General features: G+C 44.8%; 16 protein-coding genes. 6 read left to right on the top strand and 10 right to left on the bottom strand.

Annotated features, from left to right (window positions below; genetic code table 11):
- Nucleotides 1-47: 47 nt before the first annotated feature.
- From ALT761_RS19930 to ALT761_RS19910, 5 genes are all read right to left on the bottom strand, one after another.
- Nucleotides 48-509, bottom strand: a complete 462-nt coding sequence (locus tag ALT761_RS19930) for a hypothetical protein (RefSeq protein ID WP_129740497.1) — start codon at nt 507-509, stop codon at nt 48-50.
- 134 nt (nt 510-643) lie between these two features.
- Entirely contained in the window at nt 644-1,234 is a 591-nt protein-coding gene (locus ALT761_RS19925; protein WP_129740496.1) for a YqaA family protein, read from the bottom strand.
- Between the two features lie 55 nt (nt 1,235-1,289).
- Complete coding sequence (locus ALT761_RS19920) at nt 1,290-2,597, bottom strand: metal-dependent hydrolase family protein (protein ID WP_129740495.1); 1,308 nt, start codon at nt 2,595-2,597, stop codon at nt 1,290-1,292.
- Nucleotides 2,598-2,818: 221 nt separating this feature from the next.
- On the bottom strand, nt 2,819-3,388 hold the full coding sequence (locus tag ALT761_RS19915) for a DUF1285 domain-containing protein (protein ID WP_129740494.1): 570 nt from the start codon (nt 3,386-3,388) through the stop codon (nt 2,819-2,821).
- Nucleotides 3,375-4,235: a DUF3014 domain-containing protein gene (locus ALT761_RS19910; RefSeq protein WP_129740493.1), complete on the bottom strand. Its 861-nt coding sequence runs from the start codon at nt 4,233-4,235 to the stop codon at nt 3,375-3,377. The genes ALT761_RS19915 and ALT761_RS19910 overlap by 14 nt, the downstream gene beginning before the upstream one ends.
- A gap of 319 nt (nt 4,236-4,554) precedes the next feature.
- On the opposite strand from ALT761_RS19910, the gene ALT761_RS19905 reads away from it, so the two are divergent.
- Nucleotides 4,555-5,817 (top strand): sterol desaturase family protein, encoded by a 1,263-nt coding sequence (locus ALT761_RS19905; protein ID WP_129740492.1) that lies wholly within the window; start codon nt 4,555-4,557, stop codon nt 5,815-5,817.
- Nucleotides 5,818-5,905: 88 nt separating this feature from the next.
- Nucleotides 5,906-6,214: a DUF6482 family protein gene (locus ALT761_RS19900; protein ID WP_129740491.1), complete on the top strand. Its 309-nt coding sequence runs from the start codon at nt 5,906-5,908 to the stop codon at nt 6,212-6,214.
- A 53-nt stretch (nt 6,215-6,267) separates the two neighbouring features.
- On the opposite strand, the gene ALT761_RS19895 is transcribed toward ALT761_RS19900, so the two are convergent.
- The 4 genes from ALT761_RS19895 to ALT761_RS19880 all read right to left on the bottom strand — a co-directional run bounded on the left by ALT761_RS19895 (nt 6,268) and on the right by ALT761_RS19880 (nt 11,355).
- Nucleotides 6,268-7,614: an ABC1 kinase family protein gene (locus ALT761_RS19895; RefSeq protein WP_129740490.1), complete on the bottom strand. Its 1,347-nt coding sequence runs from the start codon at nt 7,612-7,614 to the stop codon at nt 6,268-6,270.
- Between the two features lie 256 nt (nt 7,615-7,870).
- The gene (locus ALT761_RS19890; protein WP_057795120.1) at nt 7,871-8,143 is read right to left on the bottom strand and encodes a hypothetical protein; all 273 of its coding nucleotides are present in this window, start codon (nt 8,141-8,143) and stop codon (nt 7,871-7,873) included.
- 238 nt (nt 8,144-8,381) lie between these two features.
- Nucleotides 8,382-8,930: a DUF6702 family protein gene (locus ALT761_RS19885; RefSeq protein ID WP_041453219.1), complete on the bottom strand. Its 549-nt coding sequence runs from the start codon at nt 8,928-8,930 to the stop codon at nt 8,382-8,384.
- A gap of 4 nt (nt 8,931-8,934) precedes the next feature.
- Nucleotides 8,935-11,355, bottom strand: a complete 2,421-nt coding sequence (locus tag ALT761_RS19880; RefSeq protein WP_129740709.1) for a M1 family metallopeptidase — start codon at nt 11,353-11,355, stop codon at nt 8,935-8,937.
- A 227-nt stretch (nt 11,356-11,582) separates the two neighbouring features.
- On the opposite strand from ALT761_RS19880, the gene proB reads away from it, so the two are divergent.
- From proB to ALT761_RS19860, 4 genes are read left to right on the top strand one after another with little or no spacing between them, the layout of a single operon-like run.
- Nucleotides 11,583-12,680 (top strand): glutamate 5-kinase, encoded by a 1,098-nt coding sequence (gene proB, locus ALT761_RS19875; protein WP_129740489.1) that lies wholly within the window; start codon nt 11,583-11,585, stop codon nt 12,678-12,680.
- A gap of 35 nt (nt 12,681-12,715) precedes the next feature.
- Nucleotides 12,716-13,189, top strand: a complete 474-nt coding sequence (locus ALT761_RS19870) for an acyl-CoA thioesterase (RefSeq protein ID WP_129740488.1) — start codon at nt 12,716-12,718, stop codon at nt 13,187-13,189.
- Nucleotides 13,179-14,219, top strand: coding sequence for a D-2-hydroxyacid dehydrogenase (locus ALT761_RS19865; RefSeq protein ID WP_129740487.1), 1,041 nt, complete (start codon nt 13,179-13,181; stop codon nt 14,217-14,219). Before ALT761_RS19870 ends, ALT761_RS19865 begins: the two co-directional genes overlap by 11 nt.
- Nucleotides 14,216-15,118 carry a DMT family transporter gene (locus ALT761_RS19860; RefSeq protein ID WP_129740486.1) on the top strand — a complete coding sequence of 301 codons (903 nt, stop codon included), beginning with the start codon at nt 14,216-14,218 and terminating at the stop codon, nt 15,116-15,118. Before ALT761_RS19865 ends, ALT761_RS19860 begins: the two co-directional genes overlap by 4 nt.
- Nucleotides 15,119-15,136: 18 nt before the next feature.
- On the opposite strand, the gene ALT761_RS19855 is transcribed toward ALT761_RS19860, so the two are convergent.
- Entirely contained in the window at nt 15,137-15,412 is a 276-nt protein-coding gene (locus ALT761_RS19855) for a hypothetical protein (RefSeq protein WP_129740485.1), read from the bottom strand.
- Between the last annotated feature and the right edge of the window lie 98 nt (nt 15,413-15,510).

Here is a 15,510-nt window from a genome sequence, read left to right as displayed (position 1 = left end):
GTCCCTCGTCTTCATGGGGTATGTTATACGGTTAATAGTTTGTATCACTAGTGCAACGTTAGCGCCTGCTGATGTTCCGCTGGCTTCGCGCCACTGCTCTTTTCAAGCGCTACCTGTATAGCGCAAATAAGCTTACACACCGAGGGCTTACTGGCATGTAAAGGCAATATGGCGATAAGTTGCTGGTGGCACTCTTGGAGAATGTGGTGAGCTTCGTGTTTTTTATTTTCTTTGTGCAGTAACGAGGATAAATACATGGCCATAGTGCCAAAGGCTAATACATCTTCGTGAATAGATTTATCCACCGTATCAGTAACCGGCTGTAAGGCGGTAAGAACAACTTTAGCGGCTTCGAAGGTTTGATAGCCAAGACGCCTCGCCTCGTTATATTTGCCCGCTTGGTGAGCTTGCTGCGTTTGTACCTGCATCGCGATTCTGTGCTCGCGAGCGTGTGAAGGGTTTAGCTGTAACCACTTTCTGTAGACTGGGCATAACCGTTGTAAATTCATAATTTGCACCTCCTAAAAACTACATTAGTGCAAATGAGAATTATTATCAAATGTAGAATTGAAAAATTTTATCGAAGTAATTTACAAAGCAGATTAGTGCGCTAAGTGGGTATTAAATAGCATCAGAAAAAACACTAGCCTTTCAACATATTAACAGCGAACCATACGCCAATCACTAATGCAGTAAGCACGGCGATGGCGGAAATCTTATATTTCTTAATAAGCTGCTCGGCCTTGTTCCCCGCGAAATATACCACGGCGGCTAAGCCAAAATAGCGGATGGCCCGCGCGATCACCGTGGCTAACAGAAAAAGGCCAAGAGAGAATTTGGTGGCACCTGCTGCTAACATGGCCACTTGAAAGGGGATGGGGGCAATACCCAATGTCATCACAAACCAAAACCCTTGGTTTTGCATTTGTTGTTTAACACTGTCGAATTGTTGTTGGCTAAAAAACGTATCAATTACCCACTGGCCGAGTAGGTCGAATAAATAATACCCTAGCGCGTAGCCAAATATTGCACCCACTACACAGCCTAAGGTTGCCATTAGCGCTATCAGCCAAAGCTTATCGCGGCGGGCTTGCATCAAGGGCACCATAATCGCTTCAAGAGGCACTGGCACAATGGTCGACTCTAAAAAAGACGCAAACGTGATGCCGGTAAGCATGTGTTTAGAGTCTACGAGTTGCTTCGTCTTTTTCTTTACCTTTTTACCCAGTGCCATCTTTTATTTTTACTGCCTTGAAGTTAATACGGCCCTGATACCCAAAGCCTTTCCATTATTGTTTGTAAATTTTTCCGTCTTTCATTACAAAAGACACACTTTCTAAAAGTGATATGTCTTCTAGCGGGTTACCTACTACGGCTACCAAGTCGGCCAGTTTTCCAGCCTCTAATGTACCTAAGGTATCACCAACACCCAGCAATGCTGCGCTATTAGCGGTAGCGCTTAAAATCGCTTCTGCTTCAGACATGCCCGCTTCAACCATTAGGGAAAATTCTTGAGCGTTATCGCCATGTGCAGAAACTCCGCTATCTGTTCCAAAAGCAATTTTTACGCCTGCTTTATGTGCTTTCTCGAAAGTATTTTGAATCAGCGGGCCAATTGCCGCCGCTTTTGGGCGCACTAGTTCAGGAAAATAACCGTCAATCTTTGCTTTGTCGGCAACAAATTTACCTGCCAAAATCGTTGGCACATAGTAAGTCCCTTTTTGTTTCATTAGGTCGCGCACTTCGTCGTCCATATAAGTGCCGTGCTCAATGGAGTCAACGCCAGCGACAATAGCGCGTTTCATGCCTTCTTTACCGTGAGCGTGAACCGCTACCGTCATGCCGTAATCTTTTGCGGTCTGTACAATAGCTTCTAGTTCATCGGTCATAAACTGTGGGTTCTGACCGCTTTTCGCTACACTCAATACGCCGCCGGTGGCAGTGATTTTAATTAAATCTGCACCGTCTTGATAACGTGAACGAACGGCTTCACGGGCTTCTACTTCGCCGTTAACCACGCCTTGTTTAGGGCCAACGTCGGGGCGCAGTAAGTGAGATAATCCGTTGCTTGGGTCGGCATGTCCGCCAGTGGTGGCGATTGATTTTCCTACCGTGAATATACGCGGGCCTGTGGCATAGCCTTTACTGATCGCATTTCGAAGAGAAACAGTTTCATGATAGCCGTCACCTAAATTACGCACCGTGGTAAACCCCGCATCTAGCGTAATTTCAGCATAGTTAGCGGCCTTAAGTGCATAGTCAGCCTCATTCAATGAAAAGCGCTCTAAATAGGTTTGAGGGCCGCCATGCTGTGAAGACAAATGAACATGCATATCCATTAAGCCTGGCAAGACAGTGGCATGTTTTAAATCAATAACCGTGTCTGATTCTGAGGGGGTTTTATAGCCAGACTCTACCGATGCAATTTTGTTGCCCTCGATAACAATGGTTACTTCGCTTTTAAGCTTGTCCGACGTGCCGGTGAAGGCTTTACCTGCATGCACTAAGGTGGCGGAAACGGCAGGCGCTGAAAGGGCAATGGTGCCTAGCGTTGCCAGTCCTAAGGAAATAGCTAATGAAGTCAGTGTCTTTTTCATGATGATTCTTCTTATGATGTGTGAATAGACGAAGAACCAATGTAGAACACCAGCAAAGCTAACGCAAAACTTTGCGCTTCGTTATCGGTGTTATTTTACTTGCTGTGCTATTTAAAATTGCTCGCCATCGCCATCTTCAGCATAAGCTTCTGCCCTGGCTTTTATAACAGAGACTTTTAACCAAAGGCTTTCATCGAAGCTTAACGCTAAGGCCTTGCCCTTTATTTGATGGGCACCGCGCCAATAATGAAGGGGATAGCATTCGAGGTAACCACAAATTGCGTTTCATTACCTTCTTGCTGCTCGGTAGCGTGCTCGAGCAGTTGATAATAAACGTTTTGATGCAAACGCGCCCACAAATTGCGTCTAACTAAAACATAGGGAATCGGCGTTGCGTCAGTATCTTGTAAGTCGGTGGGGGGCTTGCGTAAGCTAAGTTGCTCCGCCGCACTCAGTGTGACGATATCGCCAGTTTGTGTGGTGAGTTCTAAGCAATCGTTATCAAAACGCCACTCGGTAACCAAAAAAGGCACGTCTTCTACGGTAATCCCCACCTTCTCAACGGGGGTAACCAAAAAGTAACTGTCTTCTTCTTTTTTAAGTACAGAGGCAAATAGCTTCACTAAGCTTGCTCGACCTATGGGGCTACCTTCGTAAAACCAACGGCCATCTAGCGCGATGGTTAAATTGATATCACCGCAAAAAGGCGGGTTCCACTTTTCCACCGGCGGAAGTGGGCGCGCCTTGTCAGACGTGCCCTTTAATTGCTGTTGAAATCTAGTTAGATCCATTTTCTTCAAGCAACACTTTAATTTCACGCAGCTTTGCTTTAATACGGCGCATATTGTCTGGGCCTGTACGAAGCAACTGCTTCTGCGGTTCGTTTAGATTCTCTAAACGAGGGTCGGTGTATTTATAGGTAACTGAATCGGTATACACTTCAACAGGTACCGGCACTTCAGGTGTATCGAGCAACTGATCGATAGCATCTAATACCACTTCGTTGAAGTTCTTATTCGAATCGCCAATTTCTGCGTATTTGTCTTGAATGTCACCCTTATAAATATCGTACATGCCCAATAACGCTTCACTTTCAAACGACTCAAGCATGTTTACATAAGGTGTATAGCGCTTATAGCTTGCTGCATCAATCCATTGCTTTCCAGCCTGAGAATAAACACGAAATGTTTGCTCAGGAGGCGTAAGCAACTGGTGATTGGGCGCCATTTCATCATTCGCTAAGTTGGTAACCGAGACCACAAATCGCTGTAATAAACCTTCATTCACAATCATACGGTTTACGCTGTCGTCAGTGGCGGTAGAAATCTCCTGCAGTGACGATTTTATGGCCGGGTCGCTCACATCTAACGGCTCAGGATCTGGCTCTACAGGTTCTGGCATTGGTGGGACTTCGTCGGGCTCTTCAAGTTCTAACGGTGGCGGAGCAGGCTTGGTTTCAAAAACGTCGGGTACTTCTTCAACAGGCACTTCTACGTCTGGCTGAACAACTTCAGGCTCGGGGGCGACGACCTCTTCTTCTTTCGAAGGCCAAAACACGAGAGCCAAGATGACTACAATTATTACCCCGATAATAAGAAAATGGGGACCTAACGTACGCTTTTCTGACGATTCGCTCATAATATCTCCGCTGCAATAACTGATCTAATAATAATACTATCAGAGATAACACCCAATATTTGGATATCACGCAAGAGAATTGTTCTCTGATGAAGGTAATTTCCTTATTTAGAACACTTTTTAACGTAATTGGTTCGCAATTCGATCGTAATTTGTAGCAATTTCTTAGCGATAGCAGCAAATGCTACGAAACGCTAGAAAGGGTAACTTCGGTATCATCATTCTATAAAATCCTTAATTTTGCAGAGGAATGTAAAATAACTTGCTTATATTATACATTTTATTAACAATTAAGATGAATTTATAAAACGTAGATACTATGACTGTTATCCTTTTTGCTATTCCTTTATTCGTTCTTCTTATCGCCATTGAAATACTTGTCGATAAACGGAAAAAAACCGGTCACTATCGTGCAAATGATGCGATTGCCAGTTTAAGCATGGGCGTATTATCGCGAGTCATGGCTATTGGGCATCAGCTTATACCGCTCACTTTCTACGTATTGGTGTTTAATACTTTTGCAGTTGTCGAACTGAGTTATTCACCTTGGGTATGGATAGCTGCATTCATATTGTACGACTTCTTTTATTATTGGAATCACCGAATGGGCCATGAAATGAGTATTTTATGGGCTGCCCATGTGGTGCATCACTCCAGTGAAGACTACAATCTAACCACCGCACTTCGACAAACAAGTGGCGCTATTTTCAGCTGGGTTTTCTATCTGCCTTTAGCGCTAATAGGTTTTCCTCCAGAAATGATAATTACCGTTGGAGCGCTTAACTTAATATATCAATTCTGGGTTCATACTCAGCATATTGACAAACTAGGTTGGATGGAAAAATGGTTTGTTACGCCTTCGAATCATCGTGTACATCACGCCCAAAATCGCGTTTATATCGACAAGAATTATGGTGGTGTGTTCATCATATGGGATCGTTTATTTAATACCTTTATTCCAGAACTAGAAAGCGACAAACCAGTTTTCGGCATTCGCGGTGCATTGAAAAGTTTTAACCCTTTGTGGGCGAATGCGCAGCTTTATAGTCAACTAGCCAAAGACAGTTTTTACACTTCACGTTGGCAAGATAAACTTCGTGTGTGGTTTGGTCGCACGGGGTGGCGCCCCAATGACGTGGCCGAACGCTTTCCCTTCGAAAAAGCGCCGCTGTCTTCGTTTAAAAAATTTCACCCTGCGTTGGCTGCCCCCGTGACTCATTACAGCGTGGCGCAGCACGTTATCTTACTAAGTATCACCGTATACTTATTACTGTTTATTCAAACATTAAGTGGTGCCCACCAGTTAATACTGGTGTTAACAATAGTGGCGATGAGTATCCAAAATGGTTTTATTTTGGCTGGTTCAAAACTGGCGTTGGCGCTAGAAGGGCCTCGATTACTGATATTTCCACTGATGTGGTTAGGAAGTGGGATTGTGCTTCCTGCAGCCATATTTGGTGGCGCGTGTTTGATCAGTATGATTATGCTCGTTAGAGCTGTTCGCGCTAGCGTAACACTCAGCAATATGTCTAAAGGCATGTCTTCAGAAGATACCGATACCCCAGTATCAGTATCATCGTAATGAACCTGTTTGTCGCCAGCAACGTAAAAAGCAACGTTAAAATTATCAAAAAAATCATCAGTTGATTTACGTGCGCTGAGGGGCGGTTATGCACAAGTTTCTATTTACCCAAATTGAAGGTAAGTCTTTAAACATCGATTATCTTGAAGTTCAGTCATATGAAATGAACGTTTATTTGGTCTACCTAACCGTGGGAGATAAAAGCGGCATGGTGTACGATAAGCAAGACCGACCCATGCGTTTTTTCAGTACAGGCCAAATACGAGAAGTATTTTCTCACTGCACCGTACAGCAAGCCGTTATGAAACACGACTCCCCTTATGACGAAATGATTGGTAACCCGCCCAAAAGCGCAGAACAAATGGCGTTGCCGTTTAGCATGCAGTTACCTTATTAGTCATTTACGGTACTAACGTAATATCAGAACTCGTAATATCAGAGCTCGCAATATCAGGGCTTTAACCAAGGCTCTGCTGCGGCGCGCATATTAACTTGTGTGCCTAATCGCTTAGCCAACATGTACAGCCCTCCTAACTTGCGATGAATAAACAGGGCATCAACTGGCGGTGTATGCCAGAAATCATGCTGCATGGTCAACGCCACGCCTTTGTCATGCAGTCTTGGCAACAGGTCGCTATTGCCGAAATCGTAGGGGTCGTCTTCTCTAATTGCTTCACACGCTTCCATTCCCAATGCCACTACAAGGTCTTGCTGTGCATCACTGTGTTCTTGGTTTATTAAACCAATCTGCAGGGCTGCGTGTTGCATGTCTTGTTTACTGCCGCTGGCAGCACTTTGAAGCAGTGCTTGGTAGCCCAATGCAATATCACTTGGAACTTCTCGCGTTGCCCCGAAGTCTAGTAATACCCATTGCTGAGTATCTTCTTTGTATCGATAGTTCGCTAAATTTGGGTCGCTTTGAAGTAACTTAAAGCCAAATATCTCGTTAAAAAATAATTGGAATAGTGACGTCATTAACGTGTTGCGAATTTCTTGGGGAGCGTTCATTGCAGCATCAAGGGGGCTGGCTTCGATAAAGTCCATTGTCAGCACAGAGTCTGTTGTTAACTCTGGATGAACACTGGGTATAACAAATTGGGAAGCGAATTCAGCATCGTTATGCTGCGTAACCGCATCTTTGTAGCGCGTTAGCATGTTGGCTTCGCGGTGATAGTCAGCTTCTTGATGAAGTTGAACTTTTGCTTCTTCTAACAGCGGACCAATATCTAAAGAGCTCGGCACCAAACCTGTGAGTTTAATGAGTGTTGCTACGTTATCTACATCGCTACTGATACTTTTACGTACACCAGGGTATTGTACCTTTGCGGCCAGCATTTTACCGTCCATAGTAATCACTTTATGCACTTGTCCAATAGAGGCCGCCGCAACGGGGGCATAAGAAAAATACAGCAAGTCATCATGCCAACTTTCGCCCCATTGGGCCTTTAGCGTGGTATCTAATTGGGCTTTTGGCATAGGGTCGGCATCTTCTCTGAGCCTGGCTAATATGGTAGCGAGTTCTGGCGGTAAAAAGTCGCCCGTATCCATAGAGATAAGCTGGCCTAGCTTCATGGCTGCACCACGCATGGTGGCGAGTTGATCGGCAATGTTAGTTATGTTTTTTGGCGTCAGTAATAACGCGCTAAGCGCTGGGCGTTCGCCCTTTATCCATTGGCTAGCCCCATTAGTAACAACATTGCCTGCAATTTTGCCTGCCAAAGCACCTAAGCGCCCTACTCTCCCAATACGAGAAGACGGTACTGCTCGCGCTTTTCGTTCATCGGTATTTTTTGCCATGAAGTAACCTTGGAAGCCTTTAATCTTTTATGAAACGCGGGCAGCCTCATTTTATGAAGCCCAACCTGTGAGGCCCAACCTGTGAGGCCCAACCTGTGAAGCCCAACCTACGAGAACCAAATTATATTAGTACTTATACGCTAAAGTGTCGTTGGTCGATTACTTCTTAATTTTTCGTATATTGCTTAGCTAAATGGTGCTGCATTAAGGTGTTCGAAACTATTTGTCGTATTGTCGGTGCTCGCACTATCAGTGTTTAGACTATCTGAGCTACCATTTGTAGTATAAGGCCAACTACGCTGCCTATTGCGAACCCTACCCAGCCATTTTTTGTCATATAGCGAAATAATGCCGCGCCAAATATGCCACACCATAGCATGGCAGAGTAAACCGCTATCATGCCCTCACCCGTGCCGCTGTTAGGTAAAAACATCATCACAATGAAGGTAAGTGCCATGGCGCCGCTAAGTAGCACCCACATAATATTCTTGTTATTGGAAAACGCATTGGTGGTTGTATTATCGCTCATGGAAAGTCCCCATGGTGTGAGTTAAAAGCATGCCCTTACTTGCCCCTTTTTTATAAAAATCGACATTCATTTATTAATATAAACCGATTGTTCTAAAAACAGGGTATTAGGTTAACTTAGGCGAGATTAACGCAAATGGGAATAAGACTTCAGGGGGATATAAAAAAGCACTGCGAAGTGGCAGTGCTTTTCAATGAGGCTTTTGAAGCGAATAGATATGTGTAATATCACAAGCGGCTTAATGATGGTCGCTAGCAAATTCCACTTCAAGCAAGGTAACGTTGTCGGTGAAGGTCAGGGTTTTTAAAGGCCCATTACCTTCTACGTTTAACGTATTCACTTGTGTTGGCCACAAATCACGTAAGGCATCGTGACGAATCATCAAACCATCTAATTCTGGCGGTTGAGCGGTTTCTTGGTACACCCAAAAGTGATTACCATCCAACTCAAAACCGACCAAACCTAAATCTAATGACTTTTCCTCACCGTTTAACAACGCAAAATGGTTGCTCACGTAATCAGCGAAGGCTTGTTGGGTTTTCTCTTCTTCCATAATATCGGCGTGCTTATCAAACAGCACTTTTACAGCATGCTCGGCATCGTGCAGGTTAAAGCGGTGCATTACTTCAATGTTTTGCGTTCTAGGGTTGAACAACACTGTTGTGATAGCGGCTTTAACTTGGTGCGCGTTAGCCCAAGTACTGAATAAACCGGTACATAAAAAAACAGCCACAAGCAGCGCCGTTAGGCTCTGCTTGTGGTTTTTAGCAGATAACTTAAAAGGCATAACCTTAGTTGTCATCTTCGTCTTCGTCATCGTCGGTCTTTAGCTCGGTTTTTACATCGTTCATAAGATCGCGATACTCGTAAGTGTTACGAGGCTTAGACTTGTACGCTTCAATACGTGATGGAATGATTTGACGCGGATAGTGGTTGTTTTCAACATCTACGTCTGCGGTTTCCCAATGTGGGTCAACCGTTACGCTTACTAGCTCTTTGCCTTTTTCAGTGACAATCAGCTTGCTTACCGCTTTCGGTGTACGACGCCAAATTTCAGCAGGAATACGCATCTCTTCTGTAGTGCCGTCTTCGAATGCTAGCTCAAGAATAATCGGCATAACCAAGCCGCCCTTGTTGCTAAAATCAAGCACGTAGTAGTTTTTATCTTCACGTACCGCACGTTCAAACGCTTTACGTTCCCAAGGTTCAAGTTTCTTCAGGAAACTACGGTACTTGTTGCGCTCTTTGTTAGTTACGGTGTAACGATCGTTTTCGTCATAGAAATCTTTGATGTCATCGAAGCGGTCTACCCAAAGCTCTTTCCCTTCTTCTTTATTGCGAATATCGGTAAGTGACTTAGGTTTATCAAGTTCGGCTTCACGCTCACGGGCGAAATCAATATCAGGATCTTCAGTGTTCAAACGAAGCTTGTAAACGCTGTCTAGGCTAATATCAACGTGATCGGTAGTGTAAAACCAACCGCGCCAGAACCAATCTAAATCAACACCTGAAGCTTCTTCCATAGTGCGGAAAAAATCAGAAGGTGTCGGGCGTTTAAACATCCAGCGCTGTGCGTATTCTTTGAAGGCGAAGTCGAACAAATCGCGGCCAAGAATAGTTTCACGTAGAATGTTTAGGGCGACGGCTGGCTTGGTGTAAGCGTTAGGGCCTAATTTAAGTACTGAATCAGACTGGGTCATAATTGGCACTTGTGTTTCAGACTTCATGTAGCTAACAATGTCACGCGGCTCAACGCCCCATGGAATAGTTGGATCCCATTCGCGTCCTGCAACACCGTCTAGAAAGCTGTTCAAGCCTTCATCCATCCATGTCCACTGACGCTCATCAGAGTTAACCGTCATTGGGAAGTAGATATGACCCACTTCATGGATAACCACGCCAATTAAGAAACGCTTTTCTGATAGTGAATAAGTACGAGAGCCATCATCGCGAAGCTCGGTACGTGGCCCATTGAAGGTAATCATTGGGTATTCCATGCCGCCAACAGGGCCATTTACAGACTGGGCTACAGGATACGGATAGTCGAAGCTAAAGCGGCTGTATACATCCATAGTGTGGATAATAGATTCAGTAGAGTACTTCTCCCAAAGCTCGCCACCTTCTTTCGGGTAGAAAGACATCGCCATCACTAATGGCTGAGTCTCGCCACCTTGGTGGTAGCCACGCGCATCCCACATAAACTTACGTGAAGAAGCCCATGCGAAATCACGCACGTTGTCAGCTTTAAAACGCCATGTTTTTTGCTTATTAGTGCCAGCTTTTTCGTTCTCTAGCGCTTCTTCAGCAGTAACCACGAATACAATACGATCAGCATCTTCCGCTTCTTTCAAACGCTTACGCTGCGTGCTAGTTAGCACGTCGTCTGCGTTTTGTAATTCACCTGTAGAGGAAACGATATGATCGGCCGGAACGGTAATATCAACTTCGTAGTTACCGAATTCTAACGTGAACTCACCACGGCCAATAAACTCTTTATTTGTCCATGCTTCGTAATCGGTGTAAGCCGCTAGGCGAGGAAACCATTGGGCAAGTAAGAAAATATCGTTACCGCCTTCACGTTCGTCATCTGGGAAGTGTTCGTAACCCGCACGAGCAGAAACGGCATCTTCTTCAACAATGTTAAACGCAAAATCGATATCGAAAGTGACGTTGTTTTTAGGTTGAAGAGGTTGCGCTAAATCTACACGCATTAGCGTACCAACGATAACGTGGTGTAAATCGTTACCTGCGCTGTCTTGCACCCGTGAAATGGTGTAACCCAATTCGTTATCGTCAACAAACTGTTGGCGGCGAAGTGCTGCCATGCTCAGTTGTGCAGGTTTACTGCCACTGGCTGTTTTCGTAGCAGGCCCACGATTACCTATGCCACCAAAAGTGGTAGTAAGGGCAGACATTGAATCGTCGCGGAATTTATTCTGATCCAATTGGATCCATAAATACTTCAACGTATCAGGTGCATTGTTGTGATAGGTAATGGTTTCACTGGCTTCAATACGGCGCGTATCTTCAATCAGCTTAACGTCAATTTTGTAGTCTACTTGTTGTTGCCAGTATTGATGACCTGGCTCACCCGCTGCATTTCGATATACATTGGGGGTAGGAAGAGATTCGTCTAGCTGACGGAACTTATCTTCAAAATCGCCTTTAGTTTGATTTGTTGCTGCGTTGGCGAATGGAAGATAAATCAGCATAGACAACACTGGCGCAAGCCAGAATAGATGTCGTTGGTGCTTATTCATGGAGTTTCCCGGTTATTTTTATAATAAAATAAGCACACTAGTATATAAGCCCTTTTGCTTTTATCCCAGTTTTTGGCCGTAAACTCACCCTATTTTAACGCAAAAAACTGTAACATAACGTTTGTTTAAAAAGCGAAGTGTCGTATTCTTAAACTCTTGTTTTCTTGTATCATCTTCTTATGAACCGTCTCAATTGGCAGCGTGCCGTAATTAAAGTAGGTAGCGCCCTTATTGCGCCAAATGGCGATGAGTGTAGCGCCCGATTTTTGTTAGCACTGGCGCGCTTTATCACGATAAGTCGTGAATCTGGCAAAGAAATTATTTTGGTTTCCTCGGGCAGCGTGGCAGCAGGGCGAAGCAAAGTGAAGATTCGTCACAATGCGTCTATTGCTGAAAAGCAAGCCATGGCTGCCATTGGTCAAACCCAAATGATGGCAAATTGGCAACGCTTTTTCGATTTTCCTTGTGCGCAGGTTTTACTTACAGCCGACGATCTTCGCGACCGCACTCGCTATGTAAATATCAAAAACACCCTGAGAGAACTGCTAAACCATAATGCGCTTCCCATTGTTAATGAGAACGATACCGTCGCTGTAAACGAGCTAAAAGTAGGTGATAACGATAACCTTGGTGCCTATACCGCGCTAGTCGCTCAAGCTGATACGCTGATTATTTGCTCCGACATTGACGGCTTGTACACGGCCGACCCTCGTAAAGATCCAGACGCCACGTTAATCAGTGAAGTGCATAATATCGACGAGTCGATTTATAAATTGGCGGGCGGTGCTGGCACCTCAGTAGGTACTGGCGGTATGCGAACGAAAATTGAAGCGGCGGATAAGTGCACCAGTAGCGGCATTCAAACCATTATTGTGAACGGAAGAAAAGGGGCGTCTTTCGATGCCATGCTAAACGGTTCTATTCCTGGTACCTTATTTCACGCCAGTAATTCCCCTAAAAAAGCACGACGTCTGTGGTTAACGCATACGCTTAAAACGTGTGGCCGTATTCATGTCGATGAAGGCGCAAAAGCCGCCCTAGTTGACCGCGGTGCGTCATTATTGCCTTCAGGTATGACGAGCATAGAAGGTAATTTTAACCAAGGGGAAGCGGTAGAGATTTGCTTTGAAAACCAGGTTATTGCAAAGGGCTTAGCCCTTTATAACGCCCGAGACTTAATGCTTATAAAAGGGAAAAAGTCGCAGCATATTGCGGATGTGTTAGGTTATGAAACGACCGACGTGGTTGTACATCGCGACGACTTGGTATTGCTTTAGTTTCCACATTTTTAACTTTTGGGATAACGCCACGCATGACAGACATTACACCATCGCTTAACGATTACCCTTATCACCTTGAAATCGCCACTCGCTGGCAAGACAACGACGCTTATGGTCACATTAACAATGTGATGTATTACAGCTTTTTTGATACCGCCGTAAATCGCTTTTTAATTGACGAGGGCGGCCTTAATATTCAAGAAAGCAGCGCGGTGGCTTATGTAGTCAGTAGCCAGTGCCAATATATTACGCCAGCCGCTTATCCAGAAACGATTTACGTTGGGTTAAGGGTGATAAAGTTAGGTCGAAGTTCAGTGACTTACGGTTTGTCGGTTTATGCTGGTGAGGCTAAACGCCGCGTGGCGCACGGTCAGTTTGTACATGTATTTGTCGACCGACTCTCTGACAAAGCAGTGCCTATACCCGTTAATATAAAAACTGCCCTTGAGTCTATTTGCGAGTCTATCGGTGAGGCAGAGAATCAAGGAAATGCCGGTGACCAATAGCCATGCGGCCCAAGCAGGTATTAAAAGCACGAAAAACCTTGCTCAGAAAAAGCTAACAGGGGTTTTTCTTGATGCTGAAACGTTTAGTGCAGATTTACTGAACTCTGACTCAATAGATACGTCATTGCTTAATAACGTAAATGTTGAGCTAACTTGCTATGACAACACACTTCCAGAAGAGGTCGTTGCCAGAATAGCGAATGCCGATATCGTACTTACCAACAAGGTAGTATTAGATAGCGAGGCGTTACAACACGCCAAGTCGCTAAAGTATGTGGGTGTAATGGCCACAGGTACTAACAATGTAGATACTAATTACTGCCAAACGCACAATATTACCGTGCAGAATGTGGAAGGTTATGGCACCGACAGTGTGGCCCAGCATACTTTAATGTTGCTGCTTAATTTGGCCACTGCGTTTGTTCAGTATCATAACGATGTAAACCAAGGTAAATGGGCAACATCGCCGCACTTTTGCTTAACCGAGCACCCCATTGTGGAGCTTGCTGGAAAGCATGCTGTCATAGTAGGTCATGGAGAGTTGGGAAAGCGAGTTGAGGCGCTATTTATCGCAATGGGTATGAAGGTGAGTATTGCAGCGCGGCCAGGGGGGCTTTCTACAGAAGAGCTTTATGATAATAAGCGAGACACTCGACCTTCATTAGAATCATTATTACCTAGCGCCGATGTGGTTAGCCTGCATTGCCCACTAACAGATGATAATTATCATCTTTTCAACAAAACTCGGTTGTCGTTGATGAAACCCACCAGTTTTCTTATTAATACCGCCAGAGGTGGGCTAATTGATGAAGACGCACTGGTTTCTGCGCTTAAAAGCGGGAAAATAGGCGGCGCGGCGGTTGATGTTATATCTCAAGAGCCTCCCCCAGCAGATCATCCATTGCTAACCGGTACTATCCCTAACCTTATTGTTACTCCCCATACGGCATGGATGGCGAATGAGTCCCGTCAGCGGTTGTTTAATATGGCTATAAACCATTTAATTCAGTTTATAGATGCTCAACCATGAGCAATGGTGTGCTGTTTGCCATTTGTACACTCATCTGGGGTTCAACTTGGATTGCCATCACGTATCAAATAGGGCATACCGCTGAGACTTTAGCCGTTGCATGGCGCTATACGTTAGCTGCACTGTGTTTAGGGCTATTTTGTATGGTGCGCGGCTTGCCGTTTAAGTTACCGTTACACATTCACATTAAAATGGCCGGAGTAGGCTTCTTCCTATATTGCCTCAACTATACCCTGCTATATATGGCGCAGGCGCATATTATCAGCGCGTTACTCGCCCTTATGAGTTCCAGCATTATTTACTTTAATGTGGTACTTCGACGGTGGTGGTTAAAGCAGCCTATTCGTTTAGAAGTGGTGGTGGGCGCTACGTTTGGGCTTGCGGGTATTATTTGCTTGTTTGTGCCCGAGTTTTCAAAAGTATCGATGGACGCTGCGTTAGCGGCGGGCCTTTCTATTGCATTTGTTTCTTTTTTTAGTGCATCAATTGGTAACGTGATATCAGAGCGGATCCTCACCTCGGGCACACCGGTTATTCAAATGAATTTTTACGCCATGAGCTATGCCATGGTGATGCTCTATGTTACCGCGTGGTTCACAAACGACACCTTGGTCATCCCTACCGCGCCTGAGTTTTACCTCTCACTGCTTTATTTGGCTATTTTCGGTTCGGTGTTGGCGTTTGGCTCTTACATGAAGCTGCTAAAGCAAATAGGCGCAGACAAAGCGGCTTATGTAGTACTGGTTTACCCCATTGTGGCGCTTGTTATCTCTACTTTTTTTGAAGGTTATACGTGGAGTTGGCTGTCTGTACTTGGCGTAGCAGTGGTGCTGGTGGGCAACGCCATAGCTATGGGTAAAGTACCCATGTTTATGCGTCGACCACCCCTAAGTAGCTAAGTATGAACTAGCTAGCGTTTACTTTAGCGCATTAATTTTTTGATTAAGCTCGTAAGCGGGCTCGGTCACTATAGCTTCGAGTGTTTCTACCCGTCCAATCAAGGCCTCAATTTGCTTATCTTTTTTCTCAATAAGCTGTTGTTGCTGGGTCGCTTTGCTAGCAATGAAAGGATTGCTACAGGTGCCGTTCATCCAGTCGTTGAGGCGCCATTGAAACTTGGCATCTAAGTAATTTGCGCCAAGGGCGATAGTGGCAATAAAACCAATAAGTAAAAAAATGCTTAGCGTAGACATAGTGTGCTCCAAGGTAAAGGTGTTGTAACCGATGAAGGTGTTTTCATCACCCTCTTCATTATTACTAGTCTTTGGCTTTCGAAAAAAATTACAGATAG

Source organism: Alteromonas sp. 76-1 (genome assembly GCF_900654235.1).
GTDB lineage: Bacteria > Pseudomonadota > Gammaproteobacteria > Enterobacterales > Alteromonadaceae > Alteromonas > Alteromonas naphthalenivorans.
Note: the sequence above shows the minus strand (reverse complement) of the source record. Positions and strands in the feature narration are given on the sequence as shown.

Bases quoted from the DNA above. Each gene is read 5' to 3' on its own strand.
- ALT761_RS19905 (WP_129740492.1), top strand. From the start codon at position 4,555: ATGACTGTTATCCTTTTTGCTATTCCTTTATTCGTTCTTCTTATCGCC.
- ALT761_RS19880 (WP_129740709.1), bottom strand. From the start codon at position 11,355: ATGCTGATTTATCTTCCATTCGCCAACGCAGCAACAAATCAAACTAAA.
- ALT761_RS19910 (WP_129740493.1), bottom strand. From the start codon at position 4,235: ATGAGCGAATCGTCAGAAAAGCGTACGTTAGGTCCCCATTTTCTTATT.
- ALT761_RS19920 (WP_129740495.1), bottom strand. From the start codon at position 2,597: ATGAAAAAGACACTGACTTCATTAGCTATTTCCTTAGGACTGGCAACG.
- ALT761_RS19885 (WP_041453219.1), bottom strand. From the start codon at position 8,930: ATGCCTTTTAAGTTATCTGCTAAAAACCACAAGCAGAGCCTAACGGCG.
- proB (WP_129740489.1), top strand. From the start codon at position 11,583: ATGAACCGTCTCAATTGGCAGCGTGCCGTAATTAAAGTAGGTAGCGCC.
- ALT761_RS19855 (WP_129740485.1), bottom strand. From the start codon at position 15,412: ATGTCTACGCTAAGCATTTTTTTACTTATTGGTTTTATTGCCACTATC.
- ALT761_RS19895 (WP_129740490.1), bottom strand. From the start codon at position 7,614: ATGGCAAAAAATACCGATGAACGAAAAGCGCGAGCAGTACCGTCTTCT.
- ALT761_RS19900 (WP_129740491.1), top strand. From the start codon at position 5,906: ATGCACAAGTTTCTATTTACCCAAATTGAAGGTAAGTCTTTAAACATC.
- ALT761_RS19925 (WP_129740496.1), bottom strand. From the start codon at position 1,234: ATGGCACTGGGTAAAAAGGTAAAGAAAAAGACGAAGCAACTCGTAGAC.
- ALT761_RS19870 (WP_129740488.1), top strand. From the start codon at position 12,716: ATGACAGACATTACACCATCGCTTAACGATTACCCTTATCACCTTGAA.
- ALT761_RS19930 (WP_129740497.1), bottom strand. From the start codon at position 509: ATGAATTTACAACGGTTATGCCCAGTCTACAGAAAGTGGTTACAGCTA.
- ALT761_RS19890 (WP_057795120.1), bottom strand. From the start codon at position 8,143: ATGAGCGATAATACAACCACCAATGCGTTTTCCAATAACAAGAATATT.
- ALT761_RS19915 (WP_129740494.1), bottom strand. From the start codon at position 3,388: ATGGATCTAACTAGATTTCAACAGCAATTAAAGGGCACGTCTGACAAG.
- ALT761_RS19860 (WP_129740486.1), top strand. From the start codon at position 14,216: ATGAGCAATGGTGTGCTGTTTGCCATTTGTACACTCATCTGGGGTTCA.